The sequence below is a fragment of the Rhodococcus sp. NPDC056516 genome, assembly GCF_042794655.1.
Taxonomy (GTDB): domain Bacteria; phylum Actinomycetota; class Actinomycetes; order Mycobacteriales; family Mycobacteriaceae; genus Rhodococcus_F.
The window spans coordinates 115,677-128,120 of record NZ_JBHTTG010000001.1 but is presented as its reverse complement, the minus strand read 5'-3'; the positions used below and the strand labels follow the sequence as shown (position 1 = coordinate 128,120).

Genomic DNA, 12,444 nt, shown 5'->3' with positions numbered 1-12,444 from the left:
AAGTCGGGGTGATGGCAATCAGCCTCGCCGGAGTCGATGAGCGTTCGATGAGCGCGATAGCGTGGGGAAATGCGAGACCACACATTTTTCGGAGTTCTCGGACCCGTGGTCGCGTGGAACCAGTCTTCACACCAGATTGCTCTGAAGGGTCCACGACACCGAGCCGTCCTCGCTCGTCTGATCGTCGCCCGTGGACGTGTCGTTCCGGTGGACGTGATCGTCGACGACCTCTGGGTCGATCCTCCGGCCGGGGCGACCAGCGCAATACGTACGTTCGTTTCCGCACTGAGACGCGCGCTCGAACCGGATCGTGCGCCGCGAACGAAGCCGAAAGTCATTGTCACCGAAGGGCCTGGCTACGCCTTCCATGCTGCACCCGACGCGGTCGACGCTTGGGAATTCGAAAGGCTGGTGCGTGAGGCCGCCGATTCGACGTCGGCGCAAGCACTCGAACTGCTCCGAACCGCGCTGCAGCTGTGGAGAGGGCCGGCCTACGCGGAGTTCGCCGACGAGCCTTGGGTCCGAACGGAGCGATCGCGCTTGGAGGAACTGCGTCTGACGGCCGTCGAACACTTGGCGTCCACCCAACTGGATCTCGGGCAAGCCGCCGAAGCGATTCCCGATCTGGATGCCCACGTGACGGAACACCCTTGGCGAGAGGAGGGTTGGCGATTACTCGCCCTCGCACTGTACCGCTCCCACCGTCAGGGCGATGCTCTGGCAGTCCTTCGTCGCGCACGAAGGTTACTCGCCGAAGAGTTGGGCATCGACCCTGGTCCACGACTGAACGACCTCGAGTCCGACATTCTCCGCCGGGAGACGCACCTGGATCCTGTAGGGGCAGAACAGATCTTCACTCAGGTTTCGGCAGCGTACGACAGGACCGTAGAGGCCGGATCGAAATCGAGATTGGAGTCAACCGTCGGCCTCCTCCGAAGTTTGGCAGTTGCCGGCGGAAGCGGACTCGAGACTGCCCGAAACCAGCGACTGACAGTCATCGGCGCCGCTGAACAATTGGACGATGTCGAACTCACCGCACGGATCATCGGCAACTACGACGTGCCCGGAATCTGGACACGATCCGACGATCCTCGGCAGGCTGCGCGGATCGTCGAGGCCGCACAGCGCACCCTCGATCGCCTTCCGGACGGCAACGAACCCGCTCGGGCCAGACTGTTGGCGACGATCGCACTCGAATCGCGCGGACTGCCCGATCATCGCGGGCTCGAATGTGCCCGTGCTGCAGTACAGATCGGTCGTGCTCTCGACGATCCAGGACTCTTGGCGTTTGCTCTGAACGGGTTGTTCATGCAGACGTTCTGGACTACCGGTCTGGCCTCCGAGCGCGACGGCATCGGCCGTGAACTGGTAGACCTCTCCGTTCGACACGGCCTGGCCACCTTCGAGATCCTCGGCCATCTGATCCGCATGCAAGCCCTCGGTGCACTGGGGCAATTCGCTGCAGCCGAGCTACATGCCGAGACAGTTGACCGATTGGCTGGACGTCACGAACGGCCGTTGGCAGCGGTGTTCACCACCTGGTTCCGCGCAATGCGAACGGCCGCTACCGGAGCGGATGCGGCTCACTGCGAGAAGCTGTACGAAGCTGCGGCGGTGAACCTTTACGATTCCGGCATGCCCGGACTCGAGGACGGAATACTCCCTCTCGCAATTCTGTCACTCCGAGTGTGGCGCGGTTTGCCGGCAAGGTTCGACGCCACGACGCAGTGGGGCCCGTACGAACCCTGGGCCCGGCCACACCTCTTTCTCGCACACGGAGAGGTGAACGAGGCCGCCCAGGCAGTCGACGCATTGCCAGACCCGCCTAAAGATTTACTCTCCGAGGCACTGTGGTGCCTGACTGCTGCTGCGGCGACTGCGGTCGGCGACAGCCGAGTCAAGGAGCGAGCCCGAGCGGCACTCCTGTCTGCCGCATCCGAAATTGCCGGCGCTGGAAGCGGAATGCTCACTGCGGGACCTGTCTCGGACTATCTCGCCGAGCTGGGCTCGGTCGGACCCGTCAGGTGAATGCGATCACCGTGTCACCCCACGCCTCCCGGATCTCGCGGTCGAGGTCAGCGACAACGGCATCGTGCTTGTCGATCAACAACGTCGCACGTCGGTCGGTGTCGTACGTTGGCCACCTTGGATCTGTACCCAGTTCACGATCAGTCCCGGCGGCGTAATCGCCTGCAGCTCTGGCGAAGTCCAACCACCTCGCCTGCATACGCTCCGATACACGACGCGCCGCGCTCAGCCCACCCAACTTGTAGGTGATGTCCCGCGCTCCGTGATTGATGTTGCCGAAGACGTAGGCAAGTTCGGTGCCGTGGGTCGCACCGATCTTCAGTGCCTTGAGCATCGGCGGCGCGTAGTCGAAGCGATATAACCACGTCGGTGCAATCTTGCTGTGCGCCTCGGCAATCCACAGTGTCGGCAGACGGAATCCGAAGTCACGGGTCAGACCGAGGCCGGCGCCCAGCTTCGACAGCCCCGAGTATGCCCCTTCGATCTGGGAATGATCGGGTAACTCGAGCCCTGGGTGCTCGTCGGCGATCTCCGCGAACATCGACGTGATCACGACGGGATCGATCGGCATCAACGGCGACTTCATCATCCGGAAGAGCGAAGACTCGTCCCTGTTGGTCCCGATGATGAGCGGAATCGGGTGTGCGTTGCCGTGACGAAACGCTCGCACCGGGTAGTCGGGGAGCAGATCACCGTCGACAATAGGCGCGAACGCAAGGGTTCCCGGCGTCTCTTGCGGGACGCGAGCAAACAACTCGTCCGAAGGCCCGACCAAGTCTTCGGCGGACGTAGACCGCAACAGGCCCAGATCGCCTCCGCCACTGAAGATCTCGAGAAACAGCTTCGCGACGATCTCGCCGCGTTCACTCCCGTACACCGAAGTGGCGGGCGAACTTTCGGCGATGGCGCGATGAAACAGGCCGCGCGCGGACGGGACGGTCATCAGCGTCGTCACGGCGCCGCCGCCTGCCGACTCACCGAACAGCGTCACTCGATTCGGATCGCCACCGAAAGCCGCGATGTTGTCCTGAACCCACTGCAGTGCTGCAATCATGTCGCGGAGCGCGACATTGGGCTCGAAGGTATGTTCACTCGAGTTGAAGGACGAGAAATCGACGAAGCCGAACACACCGATCCGGTAGTTGATCGAGACTACGACTACGTCACCGTTTTCAACCAATGTGGTTGCGTCGAAAAGTGGTTGGCTGGATGCGCCGCGGAAGTACGCGCCGCCGTGAATCCAGACCATGACCGGTTTACCCGGAGCTTCAGAACCGACGGGACCCGGCGCCCACACGTTGAGGAACAGGCAGTCTTCGTCCATCGGAACATTCTCACCGAGCGGGATCATCGCGAGTCGACTTTGCGGCTCGCACGGCCCGAATTCAGTTGCATCCTGGATCTCGGTCCACGGCTGCGGCGGAACCGGTGCACGAAATCGCAGTGGACCGACCGGAGGCGCCGCGTAGCGGATACCCTTCCAACTCGATACCGCGCCTTTCGTCGATCCTCGAACCGGCCCGAACGTTGTCTCGACTACCGGCGCTTCGCTGGGGGTGATCGTCATTCGATTGCTCCTCGAGGATCCGTACCGGCACTCAATGCTGCCAGCATCCGGTACAAAACGGACATGTTTGCCGGATTCACTCTGCTGGCAGTCACGCAAGGCCATCGGCCAGGTCATGCACCGGATTTCGTGAACTTCGCCAACTCTCGCAACCGGACCAGATCCCAGGCATGCCTGGGTCGACGGACGCCCGGACGATCTCGGGGGACTCTGACCCGCAGTGCCTGTGGGCTGACTGTGCACCTGACGGGAGTTGGCATCACGAGAGCCTCGCCGTCGACGCCGACCGGAATCTCATCGGTGTCGGCGTCGATGATCACCTCGAATCCGGTGCCCTGGGCCAGCCCGTGCTGATGCGCCCGATGGAGCAACCCGACGGCCTGACGGGCGCTGACAACCGAGATCGCGACGATCCCGAGAGTGCCCCGGTCCAAACGCGGGCGATGGCCGAGCCCCGCCAAGTCGTTCATCTCATACGGTCCGTTGCTGATCAACACCGCCTGGGGCCCGATCGCGGACACGCTCGGGGAGCGGGCAGTCAGTACCGCTCCGGCACGTCCGGCGAGCAGATCCGGGAGCATCTGCAGGAAGGTACTGGTCTTGGCGTCGCGGTATTCCGGACTCTGGACGACCTCGGCGTATGCACCGAACGATGCGTTGTTGACGAAGGTTCTACCGCCGACATTCCCCAGATCGACCGTGACCTCGACGCCGTCGACAAGTGCGTCGAGGCATCGTGACGGATCCTCGAGGTCGAGACCCAGGTCGGCTGCGAAGTGGTTGCGCGTTCCCGCGCTGACGACGAGGAAGGGCAGATCGTGTTCGGCCGCGACAGCGGCCACCAGTGCCTGCGTCCCGTCACCACCGGCAACGCCGAGCAGGTCGGCGCCATCCGCGACCGCCTGCCTGGCCAAGGCCGTCACATCGATCTTCTCGGGCCCCTCGAGCAGTACGACCGTGGCCCCCCGTTCCTCGGCCTTGCGTTTCAAGTCGAACTTCTCGACCTTGCCACCGCCAGAGTTCGGGTTCATCACGAAGAACGGTTTGACGGGCGGCGGTGCCGGTCGCTCGACAACCGGCAATTCCTTCTCCTCCCCCTCCAAGGCGGTGCGAGCGAAGATACCGGCTACGACGAACAATCCGATCGCGAGGAGCACCACCCACAGGAGGCGTTCTCGGACCAGGAAGGTGAGCACCACGATCGGCGTCAGTACCGCCACCGCCAACGAGATCCAGCGCAGAAACCCGCGGGTCGTCAGAAACCAGTACACCGCCACGACGCACACAATCACGCCGCCGATCCCCAGGAGCAGCATCGTCAGGGTCTTCAAGCCGGCGAAGGTCAGAAGCACCCCAACCGACAAGGCCAACGCCGCAAATGCCGCGCGCGCCAACCAACGCTGTTTTGACGAAGGCCGATCCGTACGGACAGGGGTCGTCATCGAGCCACCTCCCGCAGTCCGACTGGCCGGCTATTCAAGTGTTGATACTTCCGTGTCTGCTCCCTCAGGACTAGCCAATAACCAGCCCTCGGAAACCCACCATTCATGCGCTGATACGTTATGACGACACCTCGTCATAAAAAGGAGCAGGCCCGTGACAACACCGACAACCGCAGCATGGGGATCTCCGGAAGCTCACCTGACCGGGACTCGGAAAGCCGGTCTCCACGGCCTGCGGTGGACGGCCTGGTTGGCCGGCGCGACAGGTCTTGCGCAATTGGTGACGATCGGGCTGACCTTCACCGACACTGTCCGCGGAATCGTTCCGGCAACGTACCCGCCTGCAGATGTGGCCTGCGGCGTCGTCGCGCTCGTTCTTCTGGTCACCCTGCTTGTCGGCCGACCCGACGGTCCCGCGATGTTGTCGGGTCTCGCCCTCCTCATGGCCATGCTGATGGCGCCGACACTCCACAAACATGCACCCGAGTCGCTCTGGCTGGCGGCGGCACACGCCGTCTCGGTCGTAGCCGTCATCACGCTGTCAGTGATGACTTCGCGGTTCTCCAGTGCCGAGTTGGATCGGTCGTGACACCGGATTCACCCCTCTCGCTTGCGGCCGAAGAATGGATCACTGATCTGACTGCGGCGGAGATGGAGCGTTTGCGCAAACGCACGACGCTCACCCCCGCCGAAGAGCAGGAGGTCAGCCGATCCGTACGCTCGATCGCGCAGCAGATGATGCTCGTACCAGTCTCGATGTGGCAAGGTGATCCACGCCTTGTTGCGGATCTGTTCGACCTCCCCGTGACCGTGAATCAGACACAGGAGGATCGATCATGCCGAAGTTGACCGGTGGCGCGACAACCGCGGAGCACAAGGTCGCCACCCGAGAAGCCATGCTGGACGCCTTCATTCGCGAACTTCACGAGCAGGGCTGGCAGAACGTGAAGCTGCAGACTGTGGCCCAGGCAGCCGGCGTCTCGCGGACAGCGGTGTACAACTACTTCCCCGACAAATCTGCGTTACTGCTCGCCTGGTCCACCCGCGAAATGGAGAGATTCCTACTCCTGGCCGAGCGCGAACTCGCGGATCGCGAGAATCCTGTCGACCGACTCGAAATCCTCGTCAAACTGACGCTCGTCGAGTTCTCGCTGCAGCGATTCACGGGAATCGCATTGGTCGAATTGTTGTCCGCGCAGGATCGCGAACGATTTCTCGAACGTATTGTCCCGCTGTCGGTTCTGGTCGAACAGCTCGTCCAGGAAGGTGTTGACGCCGGTGTCTTTGTCGATTCCGATGCAGCCGCCTCCGCGCAACTCATCCTCGCCTGCGTGGAAAGCCGGCGCCCGATGCTCATGGCCGGCGACCGCGTGGACACCGTCGTAGCGACCACCGTCCCGTTCATCATGCGCGCGTTGGGCGTTGCGTGGCCGACTTCCCTCGCCGCCGAACCCACTGATCGGCCTGCCCACGATCGGTAGGATCGCAGGTATGCACTTCGACCTCCCACCCATCGATCAGCAGGCCGAGCGATTGATCGAACTCGGAGTGCACGAGATGGCCGGACTTTCCGCCAACGACGTCAGGGCGGCCGCCGCAGCCGGACACGGTGACGCGGGATTGCTTACCGTCCACGAAAAACTGGCTCCAGCTTCAGTTCTGACTCCACTGCTCAGGCACAAGAGCAAAAGCGGATTCGTTGTCGTCGACATGGCGGATGTTGATTTGTTCGCACCCACCGAGCAGGCAATGCTGCCCGAAAGCGCATTGCATCTGCTCGGTGAAGTCGACCGTGGGGACCACCTGGCAAATTGGAGCCCGGACGAAGCGCTGCCCGCAATCGTCGACGCAGACCGTACGCCGCTGACGCTTACGGAAGGCATCCACTGGTTGTTGCAGCGCCCCGACATTCTCGAACGCGGAAAGTGCTTCATGACCATCGGTTCCCGATTGCGTAAGCCTGACGGATCTTTCGACACCAGAACTCCCGCCGTGTGGATCAGCAACGGAACCGGTCGGGATGGCAAAGACAACCGCAACGCCCCGAAAGTCGGGTGGTGTTGGTGGGGCAACCGCCACACGTGGTTGGGCTTTGCATCGGCGAGCGACCGGGTACCGCTCCCGAACTAGAGCACGGTTGCGCGGTCGAATCGGTACCGATCCTTCCACGGCATCGCGGCCTCGAGCAGTGCAGCGGCCGAGAGCAATTCCGCGTCACAACCCCACTTCGCGGAGATCATCACGCCGAGCGGAACACCGTCTTCCGTCCAACCGAGCGGCAAGCTGATCGACGGGAATCCAGTTGCGTTGGCGACGATAGTGTTTCCGGTGAATGCGACCATGTCGATCAGTTCGGTCGCGGGGTCTTCGTCGTTGCGCAACTCCCCGATCGCAAGCGGCGGCTTGGTCACAGTCGGGGTGACGACAAGATCGGCGTCGGCGTAGTCGAGGCTCCATCGCCGCGCCCATGCTTGCACCACACCAATGGCCGCTGCCAGATCGCCGGACGGCACCTCGCTTGCTTGAACTCGCAAGTGCTGCACAATCGGACGGAGAAGGTGTTCGTATTCTTCCGGGATCGGCTTGGTGCCGGCCAAGGATGAGAACATTTTGGTGAAGGCATCAACAAAGACGTCATCGCGGGCTTGCGGTCGCTCGAACACATTGTGTCCCAGCTCCTCCAGTACAGTACCAACCTTCGACACAGCATCCGAGAGCTGCGGATCCACGGCTCCGCCGGAGACCGATCCGTGAGCAAGAGCGACGGTCAAGGGGCGAGCTTGCACTCCCCCAGCCTGTACGACAAACTCTTCGAACGACTTCGGCCGAGGCGGGTGGATAGTGCCCGCGCCAGGTCGCGTTGCCAGAACGTCCAACAGCGCAGCGGTATCGCGAACTGTCCGGGCGATCGGCCCCTTGCTCGCAAATCCGAAGTTGTCGTGCCCTGCCACTCCCATCGTGATCAAACCGCGGCTCGGCTTGAGGCCCACCACACCGCACGCACTTGCCGGAGAACGCAACGACCCCGCCGTGTCACTTCCCTGGGCAAACGGCACCAGACCAGCGCCCACGGCGGCCGCCGCACCACCACTGCTGCCGGCGGCACTTCGTGTGCGATCGAACGGACTGCGAGCGGGCGGAGCAACTTCCGGCTCGGTATAACACGCCGCCCCGAACTCGGGCACTGTGGTCTTTCCGATGTCGATCAGCCCACCTTCGCGGATCGCCTCGACGATCTCGTCGTCGGCATCGGGCACGAAGTCCCGAAACAGCGCCGATCCGAAGGTCGTGCGGATGCCGCGAGTAGCGTCGAGATCCTTGATTGCAGTCGGAACGCCGAACAGGCGCGGAAGCGGTCCGGCGTCCCGCTCGTCCAGCCTGAGCTGGGCTTGTTCGGCCAGTGCAACTGCATGCTCCTCGGCAATCGTCGTGAACGCGCCCACGTCGTCGGAAGTGGTCGCACGGTCGACGAAGTACCTGGTTACCTCGGGAATGGAGACCTGCTTGGCGGCGATCACACTGGCAAGTTCGACGGCGGACAGTTGATGGAGATCAGTCATCGGGCAGCACTCCTTGTAGGTCGATAGACACTTGTAATTTCGATACGCGTATCGCTATTGTTGTCAGCATGGTATCCGAATCCGCCGGCTCCGCAAGGGCCGGCCGACCAAAAGCATTGAGTCACAGACAGATTCTCGATGCCGCGGCAGAGATTGCCGATACGGACGGCCTGGATGCGGTGTCATTTCGGGTACTCGCCGAGCGACTCGGCATATCGCCGATGTCCGTCCACCGCACAACCGGTGGCATCGACGCCTTGAGGCGAGATCTGATCTCGACTCTCGTAGGCGAAGCCGTCTCGTCGATCGACTGGCCGACCGACTGGCGCGGGGTTGCCCGCACGTTCGCCTACGGCCTCCACGATCTCCTGATGCGCCATCCCCTGGTCCTGGAAGCCCATCGGCAGGCATCACTGGAAGCCCCCGGCGCCGACGATACTGCCCACCGAGTCGTAAGTGCCCTTTCCCTGGCCGGCCTCGAGGACGAACAGGCCACGTACGCGTACGGCGCCCTGCATGATTTTGTAACCGGACACGTCGCAATTCAATTGGGACGCGGAGCTTTCGACAGTGCACCCGCTGATCGACGCGATGCATCGGTCTTCGCACTTCATCACGATCCCGCCCGAAGATTCGAATTCGGAGTCACTCTCATCCTGGACGGTGTGGCGTCGATCGCGCAGCAAGGAAGTACAACATGACAAGCAGCGTGACGACAACCGAAATTCGTGACGCCTCCGGGCGCCGTATCGCGTTCTGCGAGTACGGCGATCCGACCGGCCGCCCGGTAGTCGTGGTCCACGGATCACCTGGCAGCCGATACGAGGGTCTCTCACTCGACAACGCGGCTGCGGCGGCAGGCATACGGCTGATAGTTCCCGATCGCCCCGGCTTCGGACGCACAGATCCGTGCCTGGACAGGGGATTTCATTCCTGGGACGACGACTACGTCGCCCTGATCGATCACCTCGAGTTGGACTCGGCCACACTCATGGGCTTCTCCGGGGGCGGTGGTTACGCGCTCGCGGTCGCTGCAGCCGTTCCCGAACGGATCTCGAAACTGGTGTTGGCGTGCGCCATGATTCCCGGTGCGCCGCGAGATACATTGCGACGCAGAATAAAACTGGTATCTGCGTTGTACTTTGCCGCCAACTGGGCTCCCCGTGTGGCCGGCGCAATGCTCGCAGGAACCGGAGTGTTCTCCAAGCTACGCAGCGACTCCGTCTCGATCTGGCCGGCCGCCGATCAGGCCGTCATGACCGACGAGTCGCATCGCCCCGCCCTCCAATTGGATTCATCCGAAGGGATCGCGCAGGGCGGATCGGCAGCGGTTGTCGACTTGGCTCGGTATCGCCACGAGGTGCCAGGGCTCTTCCAATCCATCTCGGTACCAACAGTTTTCCTACACGGAACCGAAGACGGAAACGTACCCATCGAAGTTGCCCGCTGGGCACACTCGTTGATGCCCCACTCTCGCTTCGAAGAGATCAGCGGGGGCGGCCATCTGTTCGTCGTCGCGGACCCCACTCCACTCATTCGCGCCCTCGCTTAATTCCCACTTGACTCGAACGGGTGTTCGAGTACCCTGTGTGTAGGGGATCGGGGGATTCAATGAGTGTCTTGTCGTCGGATGTGGTGTCGGGTTCTGTGGTGGGGTTACGCGGACGCCTGTGGCAGTTGTCTGCTGCGGAGTTGCGCGAGGCTGCGGTGTCGGCGAGTGCGGAGATTCTGCGTCTCGAGGCGGTGCGGGTGGCGGTGGTGGACGAGTTGTCGATGCGCCCGGATGATCAGGTGATCGCCTCTCGCGGGGTGGGGGCGTGGTTGGCGGCGAACACGATGCTGCAGGTTCGGGACGGGAAGAAGATCGCCGCCCTTGGTGCGGCGCTGCGGCCGTTTCCCGCGGTGGCGGCTCGGTTCGATGTTGGGGATTGCTCGTTCGATCATGCCGTCTTGATCGTGACGTTTTGTGAATCCCCGCCGAAGGGGATGCCGGAGGAAGCACTCCCTCGCTGCATCGACTTGTTGCTCGCAGCTGCGTCGGGTGTGGAGGCGACGACGACGAAGGTGCGGCACGTCATCGCGACCTTGGAGCGGGTGTTCGAATCGGATGAGATTCCGCCGGCCGAAGATGTCGATCGGAACGAACTGCGGATCGCCTCGACCTTGAACGGTCGGGTGGTGGTGCGGGGTGATTTCGACGCCCTCACCGGCGAAATGTTGCTGTCGGCGTTGTCGAATCTGACGATGCCGACCCCGGCGCCGGACGGAACCCCTGACGCTCGGTCGGCGGCGAAGCGGACGGCGGACGGGTTCACCGAACTGATCCGCCGGTATCTGGACTGCGCCAAGACCGGTGCCGATGGTGGGCAGCGTCCGCATGTGAACGTGCACATCAACGCGCGCGATTTGGCTGAGCATCGGGATTGTGCCGCCGCGCCTTCTGATGGTGAAGAGTCCCCGTCAGATCTTGATGTCGGGCACATGCCATGGTTGGGACCGCTGTCGGTGTCTCAGACGAGGTTGTTGGGGTGTGATTGTTTCCTGTCGACTGTATTGCTCGATGATCACGGGGCGCCGTTGGATGCGAGACCCGGAAAACGGTTGGTCAGCGCGGAACAGAGGGTGGCGTTGATCGCCCGCGACAAGGGCTGCGCCTTCCCCGGCTGCACATGCGTACCGGCGTGGACCGACGCACACCACATTAAGCACTGGGCCAACGGTGGTCCGACGGTGATGAACAACCTTGTCCTGCTGTGCCGTTCGCACCACCGACTGATGCACCGCAAAGCGGGGTTCGTCGGAAAATGGGAAATCCGAATCGGCGTCGACAACAAACCCTGGTTCATCCCGCCACCCTCGATCGACCCCGGGCAGCACCCCAGGCCGGCGAACACAACATTCAAAACCTGAGAAGAGCTTCTCGGGGACAACAGAACACGGCCCAGCACCGCATCGAGGAGATCTCGATGCGGTGCCAGAAGCCATGCTCAGCCCAAGTCGGCGACGATCCGCTCGGCGAGTGGCTTCGACGACGCCGGGTTCTGACCGGTGTAGAGCTTCCGGTCCACCACGACGTAAGGCGACCAGGCATCAGCCTTCGAGAATTTGCCACCCAACTCGCGTAGTCGAGTTTCGAGCAACCACGGAGCCTTGTCCGCCAGACCAGCCTGCGTCTCCTCTTCATTGGTGAACGAGGTCAGCTGATAGCCGTCGAACAGCCAGCTCCCATCGGTCCTCTTCGCCGGCAGGAGTGCCGCCGGTGCGTGACAGACCGCCGAGACCACCTTGTCTGCATCCAAGAAGTTCACGAGAAGCTCGCCGAAGGATGCCGACACCGCAAGATCTTCCATCGGTCCATGTCCACCTGGTACGAAAACCACGTCGTAGTCGGCAGCATCGGAGTTCTCCAAAATCTCCGGCGAATCGAGCACCGGCTGCAGATCGGCGATGTACTTGCGCATACGGTCGGCGCCTTCTTGCCCGCCGTTCACCTCGGGCGCCAGGCTTCCCTCGTCCACAACGGGAGCTTTACCGCCAGGCGTCGCGATCACGATCTCGTAGCCGGCGTCGACGAAAACGCGATGCGCCTCGACCAGTTCTTCCGCCCAGTACCCGGTCGGGTGGGCAGTTCCGTCGTTCAGCGTCCAGTGATCTGCAGAAGTGACTGCAAACAACAGCTTTGTCATCGCGCAACCTTTCGTCGTAGTCAGGAACCGTCGTAGTCAGGAACCGTCGTATTCAGGAACCCGGGACACGAAACCCCGGAGAACGCTCCCCTGGATAAAACGCACTCACCGGAAGGGAATTCCGCATCGCCGGTTCCAGTGCGACTTCTCACCAACCGGCC

Annotated in this window: 12 protein-coding genes; 8 read left to right on the top strand and 4 right to left on the bottom strand. The window is 62.6% G+C overall.

What is annotated here, in order from left to right; genetic code table 11:
• Positions 1-69: 69 nt before the first annotated feature.
• Complete coding sequence (locus ACFQ6Y_RS00570) at positions 70-2,028, top strand: BTAD domain-containing putative transcriptional regulator (protein WP_378627697.1); 1,959 nt, start codon at positions 70-72, stop codon at positions 2,026-2,028.
• Here the strand turns inward: ACFQ6Y_RS00570 and ACFQ6Y_RS00565 are convergent.
• Together ACFQ6Y_RS00565 and ACFQ6Y_RS00560 are read right to left on the bottom strand one after the other, a co-directional pair.
• The gene (locus tag ACFQ6Y_RS00565) at positions 2,021-3,595 is read right to left on the bottom strand and encodes a carboxylesterase/lipase family protein (RefSeq protein ID WP_378627694.1); all 1,575 of its coding nucleotides are present in this window, start codon (positions 3,593-3,595) and stop codon (positions 2,021-2,023) included. The genes ACFQ6Y_RS00570 and ACFQ6Y_RS00565 overlap by 8 nt on opposite strands.
• Positions 3,596-3,708: 113 nt before the next feature.
• Positions 3,709-5,037: a diacylglycerol/lipid kinase family protein gene (locus ACFQ6Y_RS00560; RefSeq protein WP_378627690.1), complete on the bottom strand. Its 1,329-nt coding sequence runs from the start codon at positions 5,035-5,037 to the stop codon at positions 3,709-3,711.
• 154 nt (positions 5,038-5,191) lie between these two features.
• On the opposite strand from ACFQ6Y_RS00560, the gene ACFQ6Y_RS00555 reads away from it, so the two are divergent.
• Genes ACFQ6Y_RS00555 through ACFQ6Y_RS00540 form a run of 4 tightly spaced genes read left to right on the top strand, consistent with a single transcriptional unit; the run spans position 5,192 to position 7,167 of the window.
• A complete protein-coding gene (locus tag ACFQ6Y_RS00555; protein ID WP_378541646.1) occupies positions 5,192-5,626 on the top strand; it encodes a hypothetical protein in 435 nt (144 codons plus the stop codon).
• Entirely contained in the window at positions 5,623-5,886 is a 264-nt protein-coding gene (locus ACFQ6Y_RS00550) for a hypothetical protein (RefSeq protein WP_378530453.1), read from the top strand. The genes ACFQ6Y_RS00555 and ACFQ6Y_RS00550 overlap by 4 nt, the downstream gene beginning before the upstream one ends.
• A complete protein-coding gene (locus tag ACFQ6Y_RS00545) occupies positions 5,874-6,518 on the top strand; it encodes a TetR/AcrR family transcriptional regulator (protein ID WP_378541644.1) in 645 nt (214 codons plus the stop codon). Before ACFQ6Y_RS00550 ends, ACFQ6Y_RS00545 begins: the two co-directional genes overlap by 13 nt.
• Positions 6,519-6,528: 10 nt before the next feature.
• Positions 6,529-7,167 (top strand): DUF5701 family protein, encoded by a 639-nt coding sequence (locus ACFQ6Y_RS00540; protein WP_378627687.1) that lies wholly within the window; start codon positions 6,529-6,531, stop codon positions 7,165-7,167.
• On the opposite strand, the gene ACFQ6Y_RS00535 is transcribed toward ACFQ6Y_RS00540, so the two are convergent.
• Positions 7,164-8,597 (bottom strand): amidase, encoded by a 1,434-nt coding sequence (locus ACFQ6Y_RS00535; RefSeq protein WP_378627683.1) that lies wholly within the window; start codon positions 8,595-8,597, stop codon positions 7,164-7,166. The two genes, ACFQ6Y_RS00540 and ACFQ6Y_RS00535, sit on opposite strands and share 4 nt — an antisense overlap.
• Before the next feature lie 68 nt (positions 8,598-8,665).
• Between ACFQ6Y_RS00535 and ACFQ6Y_RS00530 the strand changes: the two genes are divergently transcribed.
• From ACFQ6Y_RS00530 to ACFQ6Y_RS00520, 3 genes are read left to right on the top strand one after another with little or no spacing between them, the layout of a single operon-like run.
• The gene (locus ACFQ6Y_RS00530) at positions 8,666-9,298 is read left to right on the top strand and encodes a TetR/AcrR family transcriptional regulator (protein ID WP_378627680.1); all 633 of its coding nucleotides are present in this window, start codon (positions 8,666-8,668) and stop codon (positions 9,296-9,298) included.
• Positions 9,295-10,149, top strand: coding sequence for an alpha/beta fold hydrolase (locus tag ACFQ6Y_RS00525; RefSeq protein WP_378627676.1), 855 nt, complete (start codon positions 9,295-9,297; stop codon positions 10,147-10,149). Before ACFQ6Y_RS00530 ends, ACFQ6Y_RS00525 begins: the two co-directional genes overlap by 4 nt.
• A gap of 59 nt (positions 10,150-10,208) precedes the next feature.
• Positions 10,209-11,507 (top strand): DUF222 domain-containing protein, encoded by a 1,299-nt coding sequence (locus ACFQ6Y_RS00520; protein ID WP_378627673.1) that lies wholly within the window; start codon positions 10,209-10,211, stop codon positions 11,505-11,507.
• Between the two features lie 77 nt (positions 11,508-11,584).
• Here the strand turns inward: ACFQ6Y_RS00520 and ACFQ6Y_RS00515 are convergent, their stop codons facing one another.
• Positions 11,585-12,283: a type 1 glutamine amidotransferase domain-containing protein gene (locus ACFQ6Y_RS00515; RefSeq protein ID WP_378627669.1), complete on the bottom strand. Its 699-nt coding sequence runs from the start codon at positions 12,281-12,283 to the stop codon at positions 11,585-11,587.
• Positions 12,284-12,444: the final 161 nt, after the last annotated feature.

Excerpts from the sequence above, each read along its gene's own strand:
- ACFQ6Y_RS00520 (WP_378627673.1), top strand. The coding sequence starts at position 10,209 with ATGAGTGTCTTGTCGTCGGATGTGGTGTCGGGTTCTGTGGTGGGGTTA.
- ACFQ6Y_RS00570 (WP_378627697.1), top strand. The coding sequence starts at position 70 with ATGCGAGACCACACATTTTTCGGAGTTCTCGGACCCGTGGTCGCGTGG.
- ACFQ6Y_RS00540 (WP_378627687.1), top strand. The coding sequence starts at position 6,529 with ATGCACTTCGACCTCCCACCCATCGATCAGCAGGCCGAGCGATTGATC.
- ACFQ6Y_RS00530 (WP_378627680.1), top strand. The coding sequence starts at position 8,666 with ATGGTATCCGAATCCGCCGGCTCCGCAAGGGCCGGCCGACCAAAAGCA.
- ACFQ6Y_RS00545 (WP_378541644.1), top strand. The coding sequence starts at position 5,874 with ATGCCGAAGTTGACCGGTGGCGCGACAACCGCGGAGCACAAGGTCGCC.
- ACFQ6Y_RS00525 (WP_378627676.1), top strand. The coding sequence starts at position 9,295 with ATGACAAGCAGCGTGACGACAACCGAAATTCGTGACGCCTCCGGGCGC.
- ACFQ6Y_RS00535 (WP_378627683.1), bottom strand. The coding sequence starts at position 8,597 with ATGACTGATCTCCATCAACTGTCCGCCGTCGAACTTGCCAGTGTGATC.
- ACFQ6Y_RS00565 (WP_378627694.1), bottom strand. The coding sequence starts at position 3,595 with ATGACGATCACCCCCAGCGAAGCGCCGGTAGTCGAGACAACGTTCGGG.
- ACFQ6Y_RS00560 (WP_378627690.1), bottom strand. The coding sequence starts at position 5,037 with ATGACGACCCCTGTCCGTACGGATCGGCCTTCGTCAAAACAGCGTTGG.
- ACFQ6Y_RS00515 (WP_378627669.1), bottom strand. The coding sequence starts at position 12,283 with ATGACAAAGCTGTTGTTTGCAGTCACTTCTGCAGATCACTGGACGCTG.